Genomic DNA, 23,691 nt, shown 5'->3' with positions numbered 1-23,691 from the left:
TCCCAGGTCAGAACGCATGAAAAGGACCATTGTATGAATCTTATGGCTATATTTTCTCGCTTTTCCGCCGTACAAGGAGTTCGGTAAATGCGAGTATTTCTTTACGGCAGTGAACTAAGTGCGGTGACAGCAGCGTCCGCATTAGCCTGGGTAGGTCATCAAGTAGAGTGGTTACCCCATCAGAGTGCGCCCTGGGCGGTTCTTTCGCAGGTGGATTGGCTGCGCAGTGAGCCGGAGCTAATGCCGCATATCCAGCAGGGATTGGCCGATGGCACGTTAGTACTGATTGATGATGTAGCACAAGCGTCTTCGGCGGATGTTGTCTGGCTTGCACTTTCGCCAAGCCAGCGTAACGACGCCAGCATACTGCTTCAACAGTCGGAACTATGTCTGCAGCAAGGTGCCGTTTTAATTAATAACTCTACGTTTCCGGTCGGCGAAACGGAGCGCTTGGATGATTTAATGAGAGGCCAGCATAGCAGCGTGGCCTTGCCGGATACGCTTGAAGAAGGGCGTGCCTGGGCGTCGTTTACTCGCCCCTCGCGTTGGCTGCTTGGATGTGATGATGCCCACGGAGAGCACGTTGCGCGCGAGCTTTTACGTGCGTTCAACCGCCGACAAGAAGTTTTCCAGCCCATGCCGCGCCGGGCGGCAGAGCTTACCAAGCTTGCCATCAATGGCATGCTGGCTACACGAATTAGCTACATGAATGAAATTGCCGGTTTAGCCGATACACTAGGCGTGGATGTTGAGCATGTTCGCCAAGGTATGGGGGCCGACACACGTATCGGTTTTGAGTATTTGTATCCTGGCTGTGGTTTTGGTGGCCCCAACTTTTCGCGGGACTTAATGCGCCTGGCAGATGTTCAGTCAAAAAGCGGTCGATACTCCGCGTTGCTTGAACAGGTCATGGACATTAATGAGCATAAAAAAGAGACACTGTTCCGTAAACTTTGGGCCCATTTTGAAGGCGAGTTAGCTGGTAAAACGATCGCTATATGGGGGGCTGCGTTCAAGCCTGGCACAGCACGTATTGACCATGCGCCGGTATTGACGCTTTTAGACGCTTTGTGGGCACAAGGTGTAAAGGTAAAACTGCATGATCCCGCCGCTACCAGTGCATTGCATCAGCTTGTTGGGCAGCGCGATGACCTTCAAACATTTGATCAAGACCTATATCAGGCATGTGAAGGTGCCGATGCGCTAATGCTGGTTACGGAGTGGAAGTCATACTGGAACCCAGACTGGCATCGACTTGCAGGGCTACTCAGCGCTAAGCTGGTGTTAGATGGCCGAAATATTTACGACCCTACATTTGTTGCCAACTGCGGCTTAAAGTACCGTGGTATTGGTCGTCGTGCTGACCCTACGTCTTTTTGAGAAAATGCCATGCCTAATCCGACGCCTTCCCAACGTATTGTTCCCGATGTAGGCCAAAGCTTAACGGCCCAGCATCTGCGCCATCGAAAAGGACCACTTGTATGGCCCTTATGGCTTGGAATGCTCTTGCTCTGTGCGCTACTCGCAGGCGCCGCTGTCGCGCTGTGGTTTGAACGCGAGCGTTTATTAACCGAACTCCACCGCGTCAGTGGCGAGGTCTCTAACGTTCATGCTCGGTTGGACTCAGGTGATACTGATGTGCAGGATACAATTGCGCTTGTGCAGGCTCAGATGACAACGCTGTTCCAGGAGCAGGAGCAGCTGTCTGTTGCGTTAATCAATACGCGTGAAGAGCTCTATGGTGCGCTGACAGATGACGAAGAGCGCCCATCCAATGAGATGATGACGTCGTTTAACCAGCGCCTTTCCCAATACCAAGAGCAGGCTGCCTTACGTGATCGTCGCTTGGCAGCGTTTAGCACCTCCTTGGATGCACTGGAACAGGCGGGCATATCCGGTCGGCAAAACCTTGTTGAAGAGGTTAATCATTTGGAGCAAACCACCGCTCAGCAGCTTACGTCACTGGAAGAGCAGGTCAATCAGTTAAACCAAACAGTAACAGGGCAGATGGAAGAGCAAATTGCTGCTTTTAGCGAGCGCTTTAATCAATTGGACACTCAGCTAAATACGCTACAGTTAGCGTCATTCTCTCCAAGTGATGAAGTTGAGGCATTTGAAGAGCAGTGGAGTCAGCGTTTATCTGCCCTTGAAAGTGACATACGGCAAATTCGCCAGGCCCAACTAGCTTTTAGCGCCCAAATAGAAATGCTTAGATAGTATAGAAATGCTTAGATAGTAGTGGAACAGGCTATAACCGCCAACGAAACGAGTTTGTTAGGGAGTTTATTGTATGGGAAGACAGTGGCGTTGGCTTTCAGCTACTCGGATGGTTTGTTTTATTGCGCTCCCTCTGTGTTTTGCCTATGTTCCATCAGTTTTGGCGTTAACGGCGACCATCAACGGGATTGGAGGCGACGTTGAAGATAATATCAGTGCCTATTTAGAGAGCATTGATGCTGAACAATATACCCAAACTCGTTTAGAAGGTGAGATACGCAGCCGAACAAGAGTAGCGATGCGTGTCTATGGCTATTATGAACCCACCGTTGAGGTTGAAATTGAACCCGCGATTGTACTCAACATTGATCCAGGTCCTCGGGTCGAAATCCAGGACCTGTCGATTAACGTTACTGGCGATGCTAAAGATGACCCTCCCTTTAAAGATGCTCTGGATAGTTTTCCCTTAAAAGTAGGCGACCCGTTAGTTCAGCCGCCCTGGGATCAATTGCGTTCACAATTTTCGGGGTTAGCTATCGAACGTGGCTACTTTGATTGGGCTTTTACCAAACGGCGTATGGAAGTGCGCCCTTATTTACGAAGTGCGCGCCTCTATATGGATTTTGATAGTGGCCCACGCTTTCGGTTTGGTGAAACCAATATCACAGGGAGCCACATTGTTCTTGATCGCCTGCATAACATGCAGACGTATGAGAATAACGATCCCTATCTCGCGGAGTCGCTTGCTACTTATACGCAGCGCTTGGTTGAAACCGGTTGGTTTAGATCCGTTTCGATTCGCCCTCGTTTGACAACGGCCCAAGAGCTGGTTGTTGCGCCTCCTGAGGGCGGTGCCTCGCCTTGGTGGGAGTCAGCCACGGCTTCCCAGCCGAAGCGTCCGCGGATTAGTAGTGCGGCCCTGGCGAGCGTACTGACTATCAATAAAAATGACGATATTCGTTTGCCCATTGATGTGAACGTTGATCCTGCGAACCGCCACCAGTTTGAGGTGGGTATCGGTTATGCGACAGATGTAGGACCCCGTTTACGCTTTAGCTGGCACCAGCCATGGATTAATAGTTTAGGTCACAGCCTGAATCATGACCTTTATCTTTCCACGCCGGAACAGCGCTTTACCGGTGTGTACAACGTTCCCCTTGAAGACCCGCTCCGCGATAGCTATCGATTGCAATACGGGGTTCGCAATATTGATGATAGCGATACCCGGTCGATGCAAGGCTCTGTTGAGCTTGCTCGTCGTTGGCAATTTGACAACGACTGGATCCAGTCGGTGTATTTTCGAACAACGTATGAAGACTTTACTCAAGGGGGAGAGGCAGACAAAGTCTGGCTCTATTACCCAGGAATCCAGTGGTCTCGAACGCGGACACGGCCACAGCGGTTCCCTCTTTGGGGCGACCGTCAGCAGCTCTCGATTGAGTATTCCGACACAGTGTGGGGATCAGACGCACAATTTGTACGTTTAACCGGTGATGCCGAATTTATCCGCACTATCAGCAACGATAATCGCTTTTTAGCACGGTTAAGCATTGGCGCTATCGAAACAGATGATTTCTCCAAGATTCCACCGTCATTGCGTTTCTTTGCAGGGGGCGATCGCAGCGTGCGCGGTTACTCCTATGAGACTTTGTCGCCACGTAACGCAGAGGGTCGCTTGCAGGGCGGGCGTCAAATGATTACCTCGAGCCTTGAATATCAGCGTCGTGTTAGGGGCGACTGGTGGGCGGCGACGTTCGTGGATACCGGTGATGCCTTCGATAACTGGGGTCCACACGATTTAAAAACCGGCGCTGGGGTGGGTGTCCGCTGGGTATCGCCGGTAGGGCCAATTCGCTTTGATGTAGCGCACCCCTTCGATAACGACGATGCATATCGTGCGCATTTCTCCATCGGCCCGGAATTCTAGGAGCACGCTTTGTCCCAGGTTGAATCTTCTACTTCTACGACGCGCCAGCAGTACTCAACTAGACACCGTGCATGGCTATTGATCTGGAGTCTGATACGGCTGGCCATTGTTCTGCCACTCTGGCTATTTGGGGTCGTTGCACTGCTTTTGGGTACGGCATTATCGCCTTGGGGGACTGATTTTTTATTCTCACAAGGGGAGAAGCGAGGATACTTTTCTTACGAGCAACAAGAAGGCGCGTTACTGGAACAATTTTCCTTAAAGGGATTTCATCTTGATCTAGGCAATCTAGCGGTCAGCATTGATGACCTTGAGCTTGCCTGGGGCGGTGACTGTCTCCTCTCTGGGCGACTCTGCCTGGATACATTGCACACTGATGGGTTAAATGTGCGCTTACGTGCAGATGAAACACCTGATGAGCCACAAGCGTCAGACGAGCCCTTCAGACTGCATCTGCCATTTCCTATCGAGCTGCGCTCGGTTGTTGTCAATAATAGTAATGTGCAGCTTGCGGATGGTACGCGTATTCAATGGGCGTCGTTTGAATCATCTGCCAGTGCCGCGTGGAGCAACGTTGATTTAGCGCCAACTCATCTTGATCAGTTGATCATTTATTTACCGCCCTCAGCGGGTGTTCAACTTACGCAGAATGCTCAAACCTCGCTAGCGGCTGAGGGCATTGACGGCGCCATTGCCGTGGCCACGCCTCAACCTCAAGATGACGCCTTACCTGCCCCGTCACCCGAGCAACGCTTGGCTGACAGGGAGCGTATCGAGCTGCCCGAGATCGCTTTACCTGTCGATATTAGCGTGAGCGACCTGACAGTAACCGATACTCAGTTGACAGGTGCCTTTGAATACGCTGTCGAACGCTTGCAGTTAGCGGGTAGCACAAAGGAAAGTAAGGTAGATATCACATCTTTTGATGTGGTGACCAAGGATGTTGAAGCCACCCTTGTAGGCAATGTGGACTTAACCGGTAGTTATCCACTGGAAGCGCAGTTAAATGCCGAGCTGTTTTTACCCGAACTTTATCCAGAATTAAGAGGGGAAAAACTGGCCCTTACGCTGTCCGGTCCGCTAAACAATCTACAGGCTGAGCTTAGTGCCTCAGAAGTAGTAACTGCATCACTTGCAGTAAGCGTAGATGCATTAGCACCCGACGTACCTTTCCATGCGCGGCTGCAAAGCGACCGGTTGCAATGGCCTTTGGTAGAGGAAACGCCGCCAGCAGGCGAGAGTGCTCTTGAGCCTTATGTAATTGAAGCCGTTGACCTTACGGTAGAGGGTAGTCTTGAGGCTTACCGCACCGAGGTTAGCCTACGCGCGCAGGGTCCTCAGTTACCACCTACTCAGGTAACGCTTACTGGCGATGGAGACGTTGGTCATTTTCAGTGGCAGCCTTTAGTTCTGCAATTGGGGGAAAACTCGCTGCGAAGTGAAGGGCATGTCGATTGGTCAACACCCGATTTATCCTTTCAGGCGCGTTTGCAAAGTGAACGACTGCAATGGCCCTTGGTAGACGAACCTGTGGCCGACGGTGCGAGCGGAACTCAGCCGTATGTGGCCGAAGCGGTCGACCTAACGGTGGAGGGCAGTATGGAGGCTTACCATGCGAAGGTTAGTCTTGAGGCATATGGCCCTGAGTTGCCACGCGCTAGCGTTACTCTTACTGGCGACGGCGATGCTAATCATTTCCGTTGGGAGCCGCTGGTTCTTCAGGTAGAAGAAAGCAGGCTGCGTAGCGAAGGGCGTATCCACTGGGTGGCGCCGCTAACGGTCGATGCACAGGTCTGGTTGGATCAATTTAATCCCGGCAATTTTGTTGACCAAATGGAGGGTAGCTTAACCGGCGATATTGATCTCAACGTACGCCAGCTAGACGATGTATGGTCGGTTAGCGTGGCAAATATCGATATTGAAGGCAAGCTTCGCGATTATCCCTTGACCTTGCAGGCGGCGCTGGATGCTAACAGCAATCTGGAGATCGATATTCACCAACTTCAGTTCGCTCAGGGCAACAACCGGCTTCACGCGTCAGGCCAGCTAAGCGAGCAGGCAATGTCCTTGAAGGCTGATATTGATCTGCGTGAACTCAATACGCTCTCGCCTGAGTTGGGCGGTACATTAACGGGCAACCTGCAGGCCGGAGGTAGTTTTGAGCAACCTACCCTTGTTGCCGACTTGTCAGGCAGTGATCTGCGCTTCACCGACAGCCTTGTGCAGCAGCTCTCGCTTAACGCTAATGTGCAGGGGCTTGAGGATCCAAGGCTTGATGTTCAGCTAGGCTTGAAAGAGATTTTTGCAGGCGGGCAGGATCTTGAGGCCGTTGACCTGAACCTAACCGGCCGACTTTCTCAGCACCAGCTTGAAGCGACCGTGCAAGGTCAACCAGAGAGTCCATTAAGCCGTGCGGTGGTGGCGTTGAATGGTCGCTTTGATCAACAGCGCCAAGTCTACCAGGGCCGTTTGACACCGCTGGAAATTGACTCCGAGGCGGGCACTATTCGCCTGGCGGAACCCTTGGACCTAAGCTATAACCTCGCCAATGGTCAAGCGCGTCTATCCGCGTTTTGTTTGCGCCGTGAGGAAGGCGGGCTGGTGTGCTCTGAAGAGCCGATTAATGCCTCGGCTAACCAGGGCCGTGCGGTGGTAAGTGTACGCGAAGTACCTATGGAAATGCTCGAGCCTTTCCTGCCCGAAGAGTGGACGTTTGAGGGTGATACAACGGCCGATATGGTTGTTGACTGGCATCAAGGCGGAGCGCGCTGGCAGGCTGATGTAGAGCTGCTAAGCAATCTCGCCATTACCGCTGTTAACGATTATGGACAGCCGGTTCAGCTTCCTGCTATTGACCTCAATGTTCAGGTGCAGGCGAGTCAAGCGCAAGCGGACGCCAACATCGTACTCTCGTTTTCTGAGGCGGGAGAGCTAACCCTGAACCTTACCCTCGATGATCCAATGGGCCGAGGCACGCTAGATGGCGATTTGCGCGCGAATAAACTGTTGCTTGAACCTTATCTACCCATGGCTATCGGTTTAGACCGTCTTGAAGGCGAGTTTGATGGGCGAGTACTCATTGGCGGAACCACAAGCCAGCCCGATTTACAAGGTGCGTTAGCGTTGCGTAACCTGCATGTCCATGGGCCAGGTATCCCTGTTGACGTCCGTGATGGCGAACTTACGCTTTTATTTGATGGAGAACAGGGGAATATCAATGGGTTTGTGGAAGCCGAGAAAGGTCGGCTTAACATTACCGGCGACAGCTATTGGCCAGCGTTGGATGATTGGCGTATCGGTGTCGATCTTGAAGCAGTTCAGGAGCCAATTCTGCTGGTGCTGCCTCAATTTGGCCGTATAGAAGTCGCCCCGGATATTCGGGTGCGTGTTACACCCGAGTATTTACAGGTGCGCGGTAATGTTGATTTACCGTGGTCCCGGCTTGTTATTGGTGCCAGATCCTCGTCCGCTATTGAGCCAAGTCCTGATGAGGTCATCATTACTGAGCGCGACGACCGCATGGCAGAAGAGGCCGCGCTAAGGGCAGCGGCAAATGGGGGGATTAGCAACTCGGAGGAGCTAGGCCAAACGGGTATGGCGCTTGATGTATTGATTGACCTGACACTAGGTCGCGATATGCATATTTCCGCTTATGGTCTGGAATCCGATTTGGGCGGGACACTTCAAGTTCGCCAGAATAGCGGTGGACTTCAGCTTTTTGGGGATGTAAACCTGGTTGACGGGCGTTTCCAAGCCTTTGGGCAGGACTTGCTGATTCGCCGTGGCCGACTACTGTTTAGTGGTCCACCATCGCTTCCCGCGCTAGACTTTGAGGCAATACGTAATCCTGATAGAACAGAAGATAACGTTATCGCTGGGGTGCGCGTGACCGGAAGTGCCGCAGAGCCTAACGTCAAGATTTTCTCTGAACCTTCCATGGGTGAAACGCAAGCGCTTTCCTACTTGTTGCGCGGTCGCAGCCAGGACTCGAGCGGAGGGATGGATAGCGCACTAACGACCGCTTTAATTGGGATGTCATTAGGTCGTGTAGGTGGTGCTGTCGGCTCTATTGGGCAATCATTTGGCATTGATGACCTCGCCCTGGATACAACCGGCGCCGGGGATGATAGTCAGGTTGCCCTTAGCGGTCAGCTGACCGAAGACATTAGAATTAGCTATGGTGTGGGAATTTTCTCGCCCATTGCAGAACTAACCGTTCGCTATACGCTATGGCGGAACTTATACGTGCAGGCTGTATCGGGTACTAATCAGGCGATCGATTTGATTTATACTTTTACTCGCCGAGGCAACCCAGTGATTCAGCGCGAAACGAATAGAGAGTGATATGACACGATTAACCGAGAACTATGTTCATACTATTAGCGGACACTCCCTGCAAGCGCAGTATCCTGAAGGTTATCAGGAAATCGTTCTGGGAATGGGGTGCTTTTGGGGTGTCGAGCGGCTCTTTTGGCAGCAACCAGGCGTATACGTGACTGCCGCAGGCTATGCGGGTGGCCAAACGCCTGACCCCGATTATGATGCAGTCTGCTCGGGGCGGACCGGGCACGCTGAAGTGGTTCGCGTGGTGTATGACCCCAGCAAGACCGATATTGACGCCTTGCTCCAGATATTTTGGGAGCAGCACGACCCGACCCAAGGCAATCGGCAGGGAAATGACATAGGCTCGCAGTATCGTTCTGCTATCTATACAACCACCGATGAACAGCAGCAGTCGGCTGAGCAGAGTGCCAAAGCGTACCAAAAGGCGTTAGAGGCGGCAGGTAAAGGTACTGTTACCACCGAGATAAAGCCGCTGGATACTTTCTATTTTGCAGAAGCGTACCATCAGCAATATCTGGACAAAAATCCTAACGGATACTGCGGGTTAAAAGGAACAGGGGTAACATGCCCCATTGGCGGGTAGATAACGCGGTATTAGCAGGCAAAGGCGACTATTGCGTCGGGCAATAGTCGCCTGGGGCTTAATCGGTTGGCTGCACTCGATCAATGCGGTAAAGCGTTTCTACCTGATCCAGCCCAGTGACGGTGCATTTAAGGTCTTTAACACGACCATCGCTTAAGCCGTAGACCCAGCCATGTACTGAAATATTCTGGCCGCTTTGCCAGGCGCGTTGCAAAATTTTAGTGCGACATAAGCTTTTAACCTGTGCTTTAACATTAAGCTCACACATACGGTCAATTTGCTCATCCAACGGAAGGTGATCAAGCGAGTGGCGATGATGGTTATATTGCTCACGGACGGAGTGCAGCCAGTAATCAACGACACCGCACTCACCCCCCGTCACTGCCGCTCTAATACCGCCACAGCCGTAGTGCCCCACAATCATGATGTGGCTCACGTTAAGGACATCGACCGCATACTGCACAACAGAGAGCGCATTCATGTCGGTGTGATGTAAAAGGTTGGCGACATTGCGGTGAACAAACACTTCGCCCGGTGGCAATGAAATAATCTGATTAGCGGGAACCCGGCTATCAGAACAGCCTATCCATAAATAATCAGGATTTTGCTGATTAGACAGGCGCTTAAAATACTCGGGATCCTCTTCGCACATGCGTTCAGCCCAGGCACGATTATTTTCGAGGAGCGTCGCAATAGGGTCAGACATTGAGTCTCCGTATCGTTACATCGTCAAGTTAAGGCGAAATCAAGCAAGCGATGAAGGTTTTAACCTTCATCGCGACTAAGGTCAATAAGCATGTGCCGTCGGTTTCTTAACGCGCATGCCAATTTTTAGGAGCAAATAATGGTAGCCGACTCTGAGTATCAATATGACTTATTAGTGATTGGCGCAGGTTCAGGGGGCGTTCGCGCTGCACGCATGGCTGCAGCAACGGGTGCCAACGTCGCTATTGTGGAAGACCGCTATCTCGGGGGGACTTGTGTCAACGTAGGCTGCGTACCCAAGAAACTTTATGCCTATGCCGCACATTTTCATGACAGTTTTGATGACGCTGCAGGTTTTGGCTGGCAGCTATCTGAACCGGCCACCTTTGACTGGGCCACATTGCGAGACAATAAAACAAGTGAAATTAAGCGTTTAAACAATATTTACCAACGCATGCTGGAAGGGGCAGACGTCACTCTGCTTAGCGCTCGCGGTCGACTGGTCGATGCGCATACGGTGGCGTTAGAGGATGAAAACGGCGTTACTCACGTGAGCGCAAAAAAAATACTGTTGGCCACAGGTGGCTGGCCATGGGTGCCTGATTTCCCGGGTAATGAGCATGCGCTGGACTCTAACCAGGTGTTTGATCTGGATACATTTCCCAAGCGTTTTATGGTCCTGGGCGGCGGGTACATCGCCGTTGAGTTTGCGAGTATTTTTAATGGCCTGGGTAGCGAAACGCATTTGATTTATCGTGGTGATCTATTTTTGAAAGCCTTTGATCATGAAGTGCGTGAATTCACTCGTAAGGAAATGGATAAAAAAGGTGTCAATCTCCATTTCAACGCCAATATAGAGCGTATTGAAGCCATTGAGACCGGCTACAACGTTCATCTGACGACCGGCGAGACGTTAGAGGTAGACGCTGTACTGGCAGCAACAGGGCGTAACGCCAATATTCAGGGCCTAGGCCTTGAAGAGCTGGGTATTCAGTTGGATGGCAACGGTAAAATTCTGGTTAACGCACATTATGAAACGCAGCTCCCGTCTGTGTTAGCGCTTGGAGATCTAACGGCTGGTCCAGAGCTCACCCCAGTGGCGCTGGCTGAAGCCATGCAGTTGGTGGATTATCATTTCAAAGACACCACGCCGACACGGCTTGATTACACTACGGTGCCTACCGCGGTTTTTTGTCAGCCCAATATTGGCACGGTTGGCTTAAGCGAGGAGGGCGCCCGCCAAAAGTTTACTAACATTCGGGTTTACTCCACGGAGTTCCGGGCGATGAAGCACACCTTGTCGGGAAGCCAGGAGCGCACGTTGATGAAGCTTATTGTTGATGATGCAACGGATATTGTAGTCGGAGCGCACATGGTAGGCGAAGAGGCCGGGGAAATTATTCAAGGCATTGCCATCGCCGTTAGAGCTGGTCTTACCAAACAGGATTTTGATCTCACCGTTGGTATTCATCCAACCGGTGCTGAAGAGTTTGTCACCATGCGGACCGTTACTCGGCATTAACCTGCCAGCAGCTTCCTAACGTGCAGTACATCAAGCGAGCCAGTGGCTCGCTTTTTTAATATCAACGTTTTTTAAAAGTTGGACTAAACTCATATTTTTATTTAGCCAGTGGCGGTGTCAGTATTAAAAAACCAAGCCTAGTATAACCATAGGTTATGGAAAACGGGGTGGTGGATAATATGGCTTTTGAATTGCTAATAATCAGCTGTTATAATGATGATCAAATTCGCTACAGCGAAGCATAACCATGAATACGCCAATACAACCTTTTACCCCTTCATCTGAGCTCGCACGACCCACGGTTGCCGACGCGGTCGTTGGGTTTTCAGAAGCGCCTCTCTATATCCGAAAGCCAAATGCAGAGGACGGCTGGGGGATATACGAGCTGGTAAAAGCATGTCCCCCACTGGACGTTAACTCTGCTTACGCTTACTTGCTGTTAGCCACCCAATTTCGTGATACCTGCGCTGTTGCCACCAACGAAGAGGGCGAAATAGTCGGATTTGTATCTGGCTATGTAAAAGATAATGCCCCCGATACCTATTTCTTATGGCAAGTAGCCGTAGGTGAAAAAGCACGCGGTACAGGGCTTGCCCGCCGCCTTGTTGAAGCCATCCTTTCTCGTCCTGAACTCGCCGATGTTCACCACCTGGAAACTACTATTACACCTGACAACCTGGCTTCCTGGGGACTGTTTCGGCGTTTAGCCACTCGCTGGCATGCGCCGTTAAATAGCCGTGAATATTTCTCTACCGAACAGCTTGGTGGGGAGCATGACCCAGAGAACCTGGTTCGCATCGGCCCATTCCAAACTGATCACATCTGATTTTTCTTTCTCTATTCGTATTGCCACGATGTTCTCGACATCTCTCGGCTTAACGATGACACAAGGAGGTCGCCAATGAAGACCCAATCGCTTGAACGTATGGAATCTAATGTTCGTACCTATTCACGTTCATTTCCCGTTGTGTTTACTAAAGCGCAAAATGCTCGTTTAACCGACGAAAACGGTCGCGAATATATCGACTTTTTGGCGGGTGCCGGAACGCTCAATTACGGCCATAATAACCCGCATCTCAAGCAAGCCATGATTGACTACCTGTCTAGCGACGGTATTGTCCACGGTTTGGATATGTGGACGGCAGCTAAACGGGAATATCTCGAAACACTCGAAGAACTCATCTTTAAACCGCGTGGGCTGGATTATAAAGTTCATCTGCCTGGCCCGACCGGGACGAATGCAGTTGAAGCGGCTATTCGTTTGGCACGCGTAGCCAAAGGTCGCCACAATATTGTGACGTTCACTAACGGTTTCCACGGTGTGACCATGGGGGCGTTGGCCACCACCGGTAACCGTAAATTCCGTGAAGCAACCGGCGGCATTCCGACGCAAGGGGCAAGCTTTTTACCCTATGATGGCTATATGGGAGAGCATGCCGATACGCTTGATTACTTTGAAAAATTACTGGGCGACCAGTCAGGCGGCTTGGATATTCCCGCAGGGGTTATTGTTGAAACCGTGCAAGGCGAGGGCGGTATCAACGTAGCAGGCTTGGACTGGTTAAAACGGCTTGAAAGCATTTGCCGTGAACACGATATTTTACTCATCGTGGACGATATCCAGGCAGGCTGTGGCCGTACCGGTAAGTTTTTCAGTTTTGAGCATGCCGGCATCAAGCCGGATATCGTCACTAACTCGAAGTCACTGTCTGGCTTTGGTTTGCCCTTCGCTCATGTATTGATTCGTCCAGAGCTGGACATGTGGAAGCCTGGCCAATATAACGGCACCTTCCGTGGCTTTAACCTTGCCATGGTAACGGCGACTGCCGCGCTTAAAAAATACTGGGCAAACGATACGTTTGAGCGTGACGTACAACGCAAAGCCCGTATTGTTGAAGAGCGTTTCCAGAAGCTGGCGGCGCTGTTGACTGAAAATGGTATACCGGCTACCGAGCGCGGCCGCGGCCTGATGCGTGGTATTGACGTTGTTTCGGGTGACATCGCCGACAAGATTACCAGCGAAGCGTTTGCAAACGGCTTGATTATTGAGACAAGCGGCCAAGGCGGTGAAGTCGTTAAATGTCTCTGTCCATTAACGATTAGCGACGAAGATCTGCTTGAAGCGCTGGATATTTTGGAAGCGGCCGTCAACACGGTTATCAACGGATAACCTGACGTTACTTTGGGTAGTTAATGTACCTTAACGATAAACTCAACGGCTGGTATCGCCAGCCGTTCAGGCATGGAGCATATTATGATCGTCCGCAATCTTGAAGAAGCGCGTAAAACAGACCGACTGGTAACTGCTGAAAATGGTAACTGGGACAGTACCCGTTTGGTGCTTGCCGAGGATAATGCTGGTTTCTCTTTTCACATCACACGTATCTTCCCGGGTACAGAGACTCACATTCAGTATAAGCATCATTACGAAGCCGTTTTTTGCTATGAAGGCGAAGGTGAAGTCGAAACCCTAGCGGATGGCAAAATCTGGCCAATCAAAGCAGGCGATATCTATCTACTGGACAAGCATGACGAGCACCTGCTGCGCGGCAAAGAAAAAGGCATGACCGTGGCCTGTGTCTTTACACCGGCACTCAGTGGTAAGGAAGTGCATCGTGAAGATGGTTCTTATGCGCCGGCTGATGAGTAAGCCTTAGTTCTCCCGCGCTTATAAAAGCAGCCTTGCTAACGCAGGCTGCTTTTTAGTGCCTGTAGGATTAGACGACCAGGCAAAGCGCTAAGCCAGAATCCTACAGGTCTTTAACGATGCGCAGGGCATCATAAATCGCTGCGTGGGTATTTCGATGCGAAATGGCATCCCCAATCCTGAACAGCTGAAACTTTCCTTCGGTAGCGATAGGCTGCGGTGTGCCTACAATCAGGCTGTCATAGTTGACGGCCCCTTGGTTGCTCGACAGCGGCTTCAGCTCTTCGTAAAGATCGGCCATGGGTAACGTGCCGAAGTTGACGACTACCTGGTCTACGCGTCGCTGTTTGATGACATTGGTGTAATCACTGCTGACCGAGGCAACCAGTTCACTGCCGTCGCGCTTAATACCAGTCAGGCGGAAGGTTGGGGTGAACGTGGTATCCAGCATTTGTAGTGTACGCATATAAGGCACCAGGTTCATGGCCATGACCTCCGGCGCCAAGGCGCGGTCGGCTGTCATGTATTCGACCTTGCCGCCTGCTTTGGCAATAATCTCAGCCGCTTGCAGGGCGGTATGATCGCCTGCATCATCATACACCAGTACGTTTCTGCCTGGCGTCACATGGCCAGAAAGCAAGTCCCAGCCGGTGACGGCCAGCTCGTTGCCCTCTTGAAGCGCCTCTTCATTAGGCTGCCCGCCCGTTGCCACAATGACCACATCCGGCGATTCGGTGAGCACTTCATCCTGTTCGGCAAAGACATTGAAGTGAAACGTGACACCCATGGCCTGACAGCGCTCAAAGCGCCAATCGATGATGCCCATCATTTCTCGACGGCGCTCGCTCTGTGCCGTTAAACGAATTTGCCCCCCGGGGGCATCTGCCGCTTCAAACACGACGACTTTGTGTCCGCGTTCGGCACCCACGCGGGCGGCTTCCAGCCCGCCGGGGCCTGTGCCAACGACCACCACCTTACGTTTGGTATCGGCGGGAGGAATGGTATGGGGCATGGTGGTTTCACGTCCAGTCGCGGCGTTGTGAATACAGTACGCAGCGCCGCCCTGGTAAATGCGGTCCAGACAGTAATTGGCGCCCACGCAGGGGCGGATCTCTTCTTCACGGCCTTCGATAACCTTTTTCATTATGTGTGGATCGGCCATATGAGCACGAGTCATGCCGATCATATCGACCTTGCCGGAGGCAATCGCATGACGGGCCGTCGCAACATCCTGAATTTTGGCTCCATGGAAGGTCGGGAAGTCGACCTCACGTTTAATGTCGCCCGCAAAATCAAGGTGTGGTGCGCTAGGCATGCCTTGGATAGGAATCACGTCCGTCAGACCGGGGTCGGTATCAATGTGCCCTTTGACGACATTAAGGAAGTCCACCAAGCCGCTGTCTTTCAATCGGTGGGAAATGGCCATGCCATCACGGGCATCGAAGCCGCCGGGTAAGCACTCGTCACCGGTATAGCGCACGCCAAGTAAGAACTTCTCACCAACACGCTCACGGATGCTTTGGAGCACTTCAAAGGTAAACCGTAGCCGGTTATCCAGGCTGCCGCCATAAGGCGCATCAAGCTCGTTGGTTAACGGTGACCAGAACTGATCCATCAGGTGGCCGTACGCCTGAATCTCCATGCCGTCCAGGCCTGCTGCGTACATGCGTTCGGCGGCGTCGGTGTAATCCTTGATTAATCGCTCAATATCCCAAAGTTCGGCTTTTTTAGGATAGGCGCGGTGGGACGCTTCCCGATGATTGGAGGCTGAAATCGTCGGTAGCCAGTCGCCTTTGTCCCACCTTGTTCGGCGGCCCAAGTGCGTTAGCTGAATCATTACCGCCGTGCTGTGTTCGTGGCACGCCTCGGTGAGGTCGCGCATCCACGGCACCACTTCATCTTTATACGCCAGAATATTGTTAAACACCGGCGGGCTGTCTCGGGAAACCGCCGCCGACCCAGCAGTCATGGTCAGGGCAATACCTGCCTTGGCACGTTCAACATGATAAGCCCGGTATAACTCTTTAGGCATGCCATCTTCGGGGTAGGCGGGTTCGTGAGAAGTCAGCATTACCCGATTTTTCAGCGTCAAATGTTTTAGTTGTAACGGCTGTAGCAAAGGGTCATTTTTCACGGTCGTCTTCTCTTGTTGTTTTGATGATTAACACAAGCTAGTCTTCTCTGTTCATAGTTGTCAATATAATTGACAGCTGTGTACATAAAGGTGACAGGCTTCCTGTATGATCGACTGCATCGCCATGGCAAAGAGAGCAATACGTGAAAAACGGACGCACCACGATTAACCAAACTGCTTGGATTGATGCTGCTTACGAGCTGCTGATTACCTCGGGAGTCAGTGCCGTCAAGATCGTACCGCTAGCAAAGAAGCTAAAAACATCACGAACCAGTTTTTACTGGCTATTTAAAGACCGCGAAGAGGTGCTTGCCGCGCTGCTGGAGCGGTGGGAGCGTCAAAACACCCAGGCTGTAATTGAGCAATCGGAGAAATATGCATCTTCCATCGTGGAAGCCACGCTCAATATCTTTGATTGTTGGTTTGACTCAGCGGTATTTGATTCTGAGTTCGAGTACGCCATTAGAAGTTGGAGCCTGCAAGATCAAGTGGTTGCTGAGCGCGTTAGCCAAGCCGATAGCCTGCGGCTACAAGCGCTGCAAGACATGTTTATTCGCTATGGCTATGACGTGCTGGAAGCTGATACCCGTGCACGCACGGTGTATTTGATTCAGATCGGCTATATCTCGATGCATACCCAAGAGACTCAGGATACTCGCATCGGCCGAGTGGCTCAGTACATCAATATTTTTACTGGGCAGATGTGTACCCATGCTGATCTTGAGCGGTTTGCTGCGCGGCATCAAGCGCGGTTTACGCCCGAAGAGATGGCGGCTCAACAGGAGATAACAGATGAAACCGACATTAATGCTCGGCATTATCGGGGGGAATGGCTGGCTGGGTAGTGCGCTGGGTCATTCCGTGTTGGCCAGTGGGAATCTGGGTTTGTCTTCAGCATAAATATCATCTCCGCGGTCGGAATCGGTCCAGGAGGAAGCAATCGGCATCTGATTATGTAAGAATGTGCACGTTAAAACGATTGGTACCCAAGAATCAGTATGTTAGGAGGAGGTAGTCCATCTTAATTGTTCTATGTGGAAATTAAGCACCTTGGTGTTCGCATAATATATATTATGTTAAATGGTAGATTAGGTAGCTTCTAAAAAGTTAATACGGCGTTGGACAACCGGTCTAGCTTCTCCTTATTATTCCTTTTTAATTTTCAAGGATGTCTCTTGTTATGCGCCCAGGTGTTTTGTGGCTGATGGCTGGTTTATCACTTCTATTTTCTGGCTGCGCCCTTCAGCAACCAGATTCTAATGAGCCACCGTTATTGAACGAGGTAGCATTCAATACCCGAATGCTCGAGCTACAGGATGCATTAGGGCAACAATGCAGTGCCAATGCTCAGCATCAGGCGCAACAACTTAGCCAGCAGCAGGTGCTTACCGCTGATGTTCGTGAAGTGGGTAGCCTACTACGCCTTTTACGCGATGATATAAAGGAGCTTGAAGCTCGGGGTGACGAGCCCATCATTATCCGCGAAGAGTGTGATGTGGATACCACGCTAGATATGAAAACCATGCTGGGACGTAGCGAATGGGTTGGCCTGCCGGGCGTAGGTACCTATTTAAAAGCACGCGTGGACTCCGGTGCAGAGACGTCGTCATTATCGGCCTCCGACATTACGCGCTTTGAGCGCGATGGCGAAGATTGGGTGCGCTTCAAGCTAGCACTGACTGAGAATGATAGTGTCGTGGAGTCATTGCGTAACGAGTGGATCGAGGCACCTGTTCAGCGACGTGTCCGCATTGTTCAAGCGTCTGGTGAAGAATCTCGCCCCGTTGTTTCTCTATTAATGACGCTCGGTCCTATTCGTGAAAACGTCGAATTTACGCTGAATGATCGTACCCACCTCGATTTCCCCGTCTTACTAGGCCGCCGCTTCTTAATGGATATTGCTATTGTGGATGTGGCACAAACCTATTTGCATGAGCGTCCAGAGTTCCCCGGCGGTGACCCTGCCGAGCAAGCCGCTGAAGATGAAGCGGTCGACCAAGACGATATCGAAGAGTAAAAGCTCCCCTGCCGCTTTTCGCTGAAAGGAATTTTAATGTCACGCCTTCCGTTTTATATCATTGTAGGTCTACTTCTTGTGGCAGGTATTGCCACCAGTGTGCATAGACATCTTCATTTTGAAATTCCTTGGGTACCAAGCGAGCAGCGTCAGGTATGGGAAATTGAGGCTGTTATCAATTTCAATGCCCAGAATGGCCCAGTAAAAGTGGATTTAGCGCTGCCCTCCCATCAGGCAGGCTTTCGTGTACTGACCGAAAATACCGCTTCTTCTGGCTATGGTTTGGCCTATCAGGCGGATGATTTCGGGCGCCAAGCCCAGTGGACCATTCGGAATGCTGCTGGCAGTCAGCAGCTCTATTATTCGGTACAAATGCTGGTATCACCTGATTCCCGCCCGCCGGTACAAGCACCGCCAACGCTGGCGTCAAGCACGCCTTGGGAAAGTCCTTATGACTCAGCAGCTACCCAACTGATTGATAGAGCGTGGGCTAGAAGTGCGAATAATGCGACCTTTGCGCGTGAGCTAATTCTTGATGTAAATGGCGAGCGTCAGGGTGAAAATGCCCGTTTACTGCTCACCCAGGAAGCGCCGTCAGCTCTCATCGTGCGCTTGCTAAATCAAGCGGGTGTACAAGCACGAGAAGTAAGCGGACTGCTGCTGGAAGATGGGCGTCGGCGTCAATTATTAAGCAGTTGGATTCAGGTATTTGATGAGCCTGCAGAAAGCTGGAATATATTCGACCCCGTAACTGGCGAGGAAGGCCAACCCGAAAACCTGCTGCTCTGGGAAACCGGTGGCCGGGCGGTGCTTGAAGTGGAAGGTGGTACAAACTCGCGGGTTAGCTTCTCTATGCTAACGCACCATCAGCCAGCGTCTGCAGCTGTGCGCAACCACTTTTCTGATGATACGCTGCTGAACTTCTCAATCCATAGCTTACCGCTTGAAGAACAAGCACTTTTCCAAACGATCCTGCTGATTCCCATTGGCGCTTTGGTCGTTGTGTTTTTGCGTGTATTGGTTGGGGTGAAAACATCAGGCACGTTTATGCCTGTTCTGATCGCCCTCGCCTTTATTCAAACCACCCTGCTGACGGGCTTGATTGGCTTCCTGTTGATCGTGGCTGTTGGCTTGGTTATTCGTAACTATCTGTCTTATTTGAACTTATTGTTGGTGGCGAGAGTGTCAGCGGTCATCATAACAGTCATCGCGATTATCTCGATCTTTACCGTATTGGCTTACCGCATGGGTCTAAGCGCGGGGCTCACTGTCACCTTCTTCCCCATGATTATACTGGCCTGGACGATTGAGCGGATGTCGATCCTCTGGGAAGAAGAAGGTCCAAAACAGGTCATTATTCAGGGGGGCGGCAGCTTGTTGACAGCCGTGCTCGCATATCTTGCCATGAACAACCCCTGGGTGCGCCACATTACCTTCAACTTCCTGGGTGTTCAGCTGATTTTGATGGCGCTCATTTTGATTTTGGGCAACTACACCGGCTACCGTTTGCTTGAGTTACGCCGCTTCAAGCCGATTACTGATGACGAGAAGCCGTCATGAGTTGGCTTAACAACTGGACATGGCCAAGCTGCCTACGCGACAAAGGCATTATCGGTATGAATCGGCGTAATATCCGCTATATCGGCCGCTACAATTCACGGCGTCTTTACCCGCTGGTGGATGATAAGCTCAAGACTAAACTTTTGGCGCAAGAGTATGGCATTACCACGCCAGAGCTTATTGGTACGGTAACCACGCAGTTTGGCGTTCAGCATATTGGCAATATGCTGACAGGTCATAATGGTTTTGTTATCAAACCTGCCAAAGGCAGTGGCGGTAAGGGTATTCTGGTTATCGAAAAGGTAGTTGATAATCAGTTTGTTAAACCCAGCGGAGCACATTTAACGCTTGAGGCTGTAGAGCGTCATGTCTCTAATATTCTTTCAGGGCTTTACTCTTTGGGCGGCTCTCCGGATGTAGCCATCATTGAAACGCTGATTAATTTTGAAGAAAGTCTGATGGCGTATACCTACGAAGGCGTGCCGGATATTCGGGTCATCGTTTTTAAGGGTTACCCAGTCATGGCGATGATGCGCTTATCAACGGCGGCCTCCGATGGCAAAGCCAACCTGCACCAGGGAGCGGTCGGCGTTGGTTTGAATATTGCCACCGGAGAAGCCCTTCGCGGCGTGCAATTTGACCGCCCTTGCTTTAACCACCCGGATACCGGGCATGATCTGGCAAGCCTGGTGGTCCCTCAGTGGGATACCCTGCTAAACTTGGCGGCGGGTTGCTATGAAATGACCGGATTAGGCTATTTGGGAACCGATATGGTGCTGGACAGGCAACATGGGCCCATGTTGCTTGAGCTGAATGCACGGCCGGGCCTTGCGATTCAAATGACCAACGGAGAGGGTTTGCGTCGCCGGCTTGATCTCATCGAGCGTCAGCAAGAAGGGGTGCCAGTTGCCGAGCGTGTAGCCTTTGCTCAGCACCACTTTGCTCGCAAGAGTGAGCTAACAGAAAGCCCTGACACAACTATCGCAAGCGCGTAGACTAAGCTGATGACGTTTAATGAGTGCACCAATGACTGAAGCGAATACGCTACTTCAACAAGCGGAATCACAGTGTCACAGCCGCGGCGTTCGATTTACCCCCATTCGACGCCGTGTGCTTGAGTTGATTGCTCATAATGGCGGCGGTTTAAAAGCCTATGACCTGTTGGATAAGCTTTCAACAGAGCATGCGGCTGCCCGCCCTCCTACGGTTTATCGAGCGCTGGAATTCTTGATTGACCAAGGATTAGTGCATCGTATCGAGTCGCTAAACGCCTATGTGGCATGCGCCTGCCCTGAACATATTCATGGGTTCCAACTGCTGATTTGCCGTCACTGTGGTTACGTCGAAGAACTGCATTTGGATGAAGTCAGCGATCAGTTATCAGCCTTTGCCAGCCGGCAAGGATTTAGTGTTGAACGACAGACGATTGAGTTGCAAGGCCTTTGCCAAAACTGTCGAGCCAAGAGTGAATAATAGTTATGTCTCGTTTTGATCAACTACCGGCTGATACGTTATTTAAGGCACTTGAGGCGGCAACGCCACAAGATACATTACCCGCCACCACGACATTATTGGATGCTGTTAGATTTAACGCGGAAGGTTTATTGCCTGCTATCGCTCAACAGTATGACACCAAAGAAGTGTTAATGATGGCCTGGATGACTCGTGAAGCGCTGGAGGAAACGCTGAGCACGCATCGCGTTTGCTACTATTCGCGTTCACGCAAAAAGCTCTGGCGCAAAGGAGAGTCATCCGGGCAGCAGCAGCATCTTAAGTCGGCGGCTCTGGATTGCGATGGCGATACATTGCTGCTACAGGTAGACCAGACAGGTCCTGCTTGCCATACCGGTCGCCGAAGCTGCTTTTATCTGTCGCTAACCAGCGCCGATGCCACCATCAATAGTGAACCGCTTATTCACCCTGATGAGCTTTACGGTAACCGCTAGTCATGCGCTGGGTGCATTGCACATTACACGTTCTACGCAAACTGGCGGTTTTATTGATGGTTGGCGCAATACGTGCCTACCAATACCTTATTAGTCCCCTGCTCGGGCCTCGCTGCCGATTTTGGCCAAGCTGCTCCTCCTACACCATTGAGGCCCTTCAGGTGCACGGCCCTGTCAAAGGAGGCTGGATGGCTATCAAGCGAATCCTAAAATGCCATCCTGGAAACCCTGGCGGAATGGATCCTGTACCCGGTGGGCGTAGTGAGCAACTTTGTAAAGAGGACGACGAGTCGCCGCCCTCTCCTTCATGCTGTCATCAACATCAACGATAATGCCTGATTAGGCTTGCTGCGCCACTTGGTAAATACGCTCAAGCATGGCGTGGAGGCCATTGCTGCGCGTGGGGGAAAGATGTTTATCCAGCCCAAGATCCGCTAAAAAGTGCGGTTCGGTAGTGCGGATTTCAGCCGCTGTGCGCTCGCTATAGATGCGTAATAGAACCGCAATCAACCCAGAAACAATTGCCGCATCAGAGGTAGCACTAAAAATCAGCGTCTCGCCCTGCTGTTCATGGCGCATCCACACATTGGATTGGCAGCCCTGAATTTTATACTCCGCAGTTTTACACGCCTCTGGAAAATCAGGAAGCTGCTTGCCCATATCGATAATGTATTGATATCGGTCCATCCAGTTATCAAACATTTCAAACTCTTCGATTAGCTCTTGCTGGGCCTGCTCGGCGCCGGAAGTGCTCATACTCGTTCCTTTTCACATTCGATTTAAAAGCGTCATACCATTATACGGGTTCAAGGTGGCTTGCGTGGATAGCTTTATCAGCCTGAAGTGCCTTATGGCGTAAGCCGGTGACGCTGTTGTTCACTGTGCCACTCGTTATCTTCGGTGTGCAGGTAGCGCGACGTGGTGTCCAACCGTGCATGGCGGGCACTTTCTGCCAAGTGTCGCAAGCTAATGCCCGCCTGAGCCTGGTGGGTAATCGAGGTGTGCCGCAGCCAGTGCGGTGTTGCCTTGCGCAGCGCAGCCACATAGGCGGGTGCCCCCTCTTCACTTTCAAGCACGTCGGCCGCTTCTGTAAAGGTTTCACGGATCAGCCGGTAAAGCTGATTATCACCAATACCACGCTTTCCATCCAGCGCTCGGATAGCAGGCGTCTCGTCAAAATGCATGGGCAATCCATCAAGCCCTAGCGCTTGTCGCCAATCAGCCAAACATGCCTGCATATCATCAGGCACAGGGACGCGAGCAAGCTTGCTGCCTTTGCCCACCACGGACCACCACCAGCGCCCTTCTGATTGGGAAAAATCGCCCATGCGGGCACCCGCCATTTCGCTAATACGCGGTGCTAATAAGTAGGCGAAGCCAAAGATAAATCGGCGTCGGGCCTGTTCATACTCGGCACGACTTCCCTTCCCGTCACCCATTGGCTTATTAAGCCAACACCAAAACCACTCCCATAGCTCACGTTCCATATAGCGCTCAATACGCGGTGACTGATTGTTTAAGCGGCGAGATTTATCGCGCATCAACCGAAACGGGTTATGGCTGACCCACCCTGCTTCTACCAGCCAGCTAAACAGACCCTGCAAAATAATCAAACTTTGTCGGCGACTGGCGGGTGCTAACGCCCCACGAAATGGCCGCCACCCCGGATGGTAACGAGGTTTTGAAGGCCCAACCCAATGCTGGGCGGGCTGCGGGTCTGCCAGGAATGCCTCAAATTGGCGCAGCGTTTCCCGGTCCATCGCTTTCAGCGTTAAGTGCTGGTGGTCGAGCCAGAGCAACAATCGCTCGGTTTCACGCCGGTAGCTTTTCCAGGTTTGTGGGCTGCCCTGATACTCGGCAAGCCATGCTGCAACGGCCTGAGCGTCTGTATGCGCATTAATGCGTGATGACTGAAACGGCTGCTCCACTACAGCGCTTGACGCCTGCATGTCGCCCTTCTGCCCGGCAATTACATCCATTTGATCATAAACATACTGATACCTACCTCGATAACGCTACCTGGCTCTATTTTAGCCTGTATCGCTATGCCGCTGTTTGATAAGGGATAAGTATGGTGCCAAGTCTGTAT

Annotated in this window: 20 protein-coding genes; 16 read left to right on the top strand and 4 right to left on the bottom strand. The window is 51.6% G+C overall.

Annotated elements, in window-relative coordinates:
- The first annotated feature begins 87 nt into the window (after nt 1–87).
- From CZ787_RS00935 to msrA, 5 genes are all read left to right on the top strand, one after another.
- Complete coding sequence (locus tag CZ787_RS00935) at nt 88–1,380, top strand: nucleotide sugar dehydrogenase (protein ID WP_087105453.1); 1,293 nt, start codon at nt 88–90, stop codon at nt 1,378–1,380.
- Nucleotides 1,381–1,389: 9 nt separating this feature from the next.
- Nucleotides 1,390–2,217: a hypothetical protein gene (locus tag CZ787_RS00930; protein WP_087105452.1), complete on the top strand. Its 828-nt coding sequence runs from the start codon at nt 1,390–1,392 to the stop codon at nt 2,215–2,217.
- Between the two features lie 73 nt (nt 2,218–2,290).
- Nucleotides 2,291–4,144 (top strand): autotransporter assembly complex protein TamA, encoded by a 1,854-nt coding sequence (locus CZ787_RS00925; RefSeq protein WP_087105451.1) that lies wholly within the window; start codon nt 2,291–2,293, stop codon nt 4,142–4,144.
- Between the two features lie 9 nt (nt 4,145–4,153).
- Complete coding sequence (locus CZ787_RS00920; RefSeq protein WP_254908519.1) at nt 4,154–8,488, top strand: translocation/assembly module TamB domain-containing protein; 4,335 nt, start codon at nt 4,154–4,156, stop codon at nt 8,486–8,488.
- A gap of 1 nt (nt 8,489) precedes the next feature.
- Complete coding sequence (gene msrA / locus CZ787_RS00915; RefSeq protein ID WP_087105450.1) at nt 8,490–9,071, top strand: peptide-methionine (S)-S-oxide reductase MsrA; 582 nt, start codon at nt 8,490–8,492, stop codon at nt 9,069–9,071.
- Nucleotides 9,072–9,129: 58 nt separating this feature from the next.
- Here the strand turns inward: msrA and can are convergent, their stop codons facing one another.
- Entirely contained in the window at nt 9,130–9,777 is a 648-nt protein-coding gene (can, locus tag CZ787_RS00910; RefSeq protein WP_087105449.1) for a carbonate dehydratase, read from the bottom strand.
- Between the two features lie 138 nt (nt 9,778–9,915).
- On the opposite strand from can, the gene gorA reads away from it, so the two are divergent.
- From gorA to CZ787_RS00890, 4 genes are all read left to right on the top strand, one after another.
- Nucleotides 9,916–11,298: a glutathione-disulfide reductase gene (gene gorA / locus CZ787_RS00905; RefSeq protein ID WP_087105448.1), complete on the top strand. Its 1,383-nt coding sequence runs from the start codon at nt 9,916–9,918 to the stop codon at nt 11,296–11,298.
- 247 nt (nt 11,299–11,545) lie between these two features.
- Nucleotides 11,546–12,124 (top strand): diaminobutyrate acetyltransferase, encoded by a 579-nt coding sequence (gene ectA / locus CZ787_RS00900; RefSeq protein ID WP_087105447.1) that lies wholly within the window; start codon nt 11,546–11,548, stop codon nt 12,122–12,124.
- A 75-nt stretch (nt 12,125–12,199) separates the two neighbouring features.
- Entirely contained in the window at nt 12,200–13,468 is a 1,269-nt protein-coding gene (gene ectB / locus CZ787_RS00895; RefSeq protein ID WP_087105446.1) for a diaminobutyrate--2-oxoglutarate transaminase, read from the top strand.
- Nucleotides 13,469–13,552: 84 nt separating this feature from the next.
- A complete protein-coding gene (locus tag CZ787_RS00890) occupies nt 13,553–13,948 on the top strand; it encodes an ectoine synthase (RefSeq protein WP_087105445.1) in 396 nt (131 codons plus the stop codon).
- Between the two features lie 100 nt (nt 13,949–14,048).
- Here the strand turns inward: CZ787_RS00890 and CZ787_RS00885 are convergent, their stop codons facing one another.
- Nucleotides 14,049–16,079 carry an NADH:flavin oxidoreductase gene (locus tag CZ787_RS00885; protein WP_087105444.1) on the bottom strand — a complete coding sequence of 677 codons (2,031 nt, stop codon included), beginning with the start codon at nt 16,077–16,079 and terminating at the stop codon, nt 14,049–14,051.
- A 143-nt stretch (nt 16,080–16,222) separates the two neighbouring features.
- Here CZ787_RS00885 and CZ787_RS00880 point away from each other — a divergent pair, with 143 nt between their 5' ends.
- The 7 genes from CZ787_RS00880 (at nt 16,223) to yidD (ending at nt 21,934) form a co-directional block, all read left to right on the top strand.
- Nucleotides 16,223–16,924, top strand: coding sequence for a TetR/AcrR family transcriptional regulator (locus CZ787_RS00880; protein ID WP_087105443.1), 702 nt, complete (start codon nt 16,223–16,225; stop codon nt 16,922–16,924).
- A gap of 335 nt (nt 16,925–17,259) precedes the next feature.
- Entirely contained in the window at nt 17,260–18,096 is an 837-nt protein-coding gene (locus tag CZ787_RS00875) for an ATP-dependent zinc protease (RefSeq protein ID WP_087105442.1), read from the top strand.
- Nucleotides 18,097–18,132: 36 nt separating this feature from the next.
- Entirely contained in the window at nt 18,133–19,656 is a 1,524-nt protein-coding gene (locus tag CZ787_RS00870; protein WP_087105441.1) for an inactive transglutaminase family protein, read from the top strand.
- Nucleotides 19,653–20,651 (top strand): alpha-L-glutamate ligase-like protein, encoded by a 999-nt coding sequence (locus CZ787_RS00865; RefSeq protein WP_087105440.1) that lies wholly within the window; start codon nt 19,653–19,655, stop codon nt 20,649–20,651. The genes CZ787_RS00870 and CZ787_RS00865 overlap by 4 nt, the downstream gene beginning before the upstream one ends.
- A gap of 31 nt (nt 20,652–20,682) precedes the next feature.
- A complete protein-coding gene (locus CZ787_RS00860; protein ID WP_087105439.1) occupies nt 20,683–21,129 on the top strand; it encodes a Fur family transcriptional regulator in 447 nt (148 codons plus the stop codon).
- Nucleotides 21,130–21,134: 5 nt separating this feature from the next.
- Nucleotides 21,135–21,602, top strand: a complete 468-nt coding sequence (hisI, locus tag CZ787_RS00855; RefSeq protein WP_087105438.1) for a phosphoribosyl-AMP cyclohydrolase — start codon at nt 21,135–21,137, stop codon at nt 21,600–21,602.
- A 56-nt stretch (nt 21,603–21,658) separates the two neighbouring features.
- On the top strand, nt 21,659–21,934 hold the full coding sequence (gene yidD / locus CZ787_RS00850) for a membrane protein insertion efficiency factor YidD (protein WP_412767826.1): 276 nt from the start codon (nt 21,659–21,661) through the stop codon (nt 21,932–21,934).
- 7 nt (nt 21,935–21,941) lie between these two features.
- On the opposite strand, the gene CZ787_RS00845 is transcribed toward yidD, so the two are convergent.
- Together CZ787_RS00845 and CZ787_RS00840 are read right to left on the bottom strand one after the other, a co-directional pair.
- Nucleotides 21,942–22,358 (bottom strand): SufE family protein, encoded by a 417-nt coding sequence (locus CZ787_RS00845; protein ID WP_087105436.1) that lies wholly within the window; start codon nt 22,356–22,358, stop codon nt 21,942–21,944.
- 92 nt (nt 22,359–22,450) lie between these two features.
- Nucleotides 22,451–23,551 carry a tyrosine-type recombinase/integrase gene (locus CZ787_RS00840; RefSeq protein ID WP_254908529.1) on the bottom strand — a complete coding sequence of 367 codons (1,101 nt, stop codon included), beginning with the start codon at nt 23,549–23,551 and terminating at the stop codon, nt 22,451–22,453.
- Nucleotides 23,552–23,691: the final 140 nt, after the last annotated feature.

The organism is Halomonas citrativorans (assembly GCF_900163645.1).
Classification (GTDB): Bacteria; Pseudomonadota; Gammaproteobacteria; order Pseudomonadales; family Halomonadaceae; genus Vreelandella; species Vreelandella citrativorans.
Note: the sequence above shows the minus strand (reverse complement) of the source record. Positions and strands in the feature narration are given on the sequence as shown.

Coding starts and splice junctions, on each gene's coding strand:
- CZ787_RS00935 (WP_087105453.1), top strand. CDS start 88: ATGCGAGTATTTCTTTACGGCAGTGAACTAAGTGCGGTGACAGCAGCG.
- CZ787_RS00930 (WP_087105452.1), top strand. CDS start 1,390: ATGCCTAATCCGACGCCTTCCCAACGTATTGTTCCCGATGTAGGCCAA.
- CZ787_RS00925 (WP_087105451.1), top strand. CDS start 2,291: ATGGGAAGACAGTGGCGTTGGCTTTCAGCTACTCGGATGGTTTGTTTT.
- msrA (WP_087105450.1), top strand. CDS start 8,490: ATGACACGATTAACCGAGAACTATGTTCATACTATTAGCGGACACTCC.
- can (WP_087105449.1), bottom strand. CDS start 9,777: ATGTCTGACCCTATTGCGACGCTCCTCGAAAATAATCGTGCCTGGGCT.
- gorA (WP_087105448.1), top strand. CDS start 9,916: ATGGTAGCCGACTCTGAGTATCAATATGACTTATTAGTGATTGGCGCA.
- ectA (WP_087105447.1), top strand. CDS start 11,546: ATGAATACGCCAATACAACCTTTTACCCCTTCATCTGAGCTCGCACGA.
- ectB (WP_087105446.1), top strand. CDS start 12,200: ATGAAGACCCAATCGCTTGAACGTATGGAATCTAATGTTCGTACCTAT.
- CZ787_RS00890 (WP_087105445.1), top strand. CDS start 13,553: ATGATCGTCCGCAATCTTGAAGAAGCGCGTAAAACAGACCGACTGGTA.
- CZ787_RS00875 (WP_087105442.1), top strand. CDS start 17,260: ATGCGCCCAGGTGTTTTGTGGCTGATGGCTGGTTTATCACTTCTATTT.
- CZ787_RS00870 (WP_087105441.1), top strand. CDS start 18,133: ATGTCACGCCTTCCGTTTTATATCATTGTAGGTCTACTTCTTGTGGCA.
- CZ787_RS00865 (WP_087105440.1), top strand. CDS start 19,653: ATGAGTTGGCTTAACAACTGGACATGGCCAAGCTGCCTACGCGACAAA.
- CZ787_RS00860 (WP_087105439.1), top strand. CDS start 20,683: ATGACTGAAGCGAATACGCTACTTCAACAAGCGGAATCACAGTGTCAC.
- hisI (WP_087105438.1), top strand. CDS start 21,135: ATGTCTCGTTTTGATCAACTACCGGCTGATACGTTATTTAAGGCACTT.
- yidD (WP_412767826.1), top strand. CDS start 21,659: ATGGTTGGCGCAATACGTGCCTACCAATACCTTATTAGTCCCCTGCTC.
- CZ787_RS00845 (WP_087105436.1), bottom strand. CDS start 22,358: ATGAGCACTTCCGGCGCCGAGCAGGCCCAGCAAGAGCTAATCGAAGAG.
- CZ787_RS00840 (WP_254908529.1), bottom strand. CDS start 23,551: ATGCAGGCGTCAAGCGCTGTAGTGGAGCAGCCGTTTCAGTCATCACGC.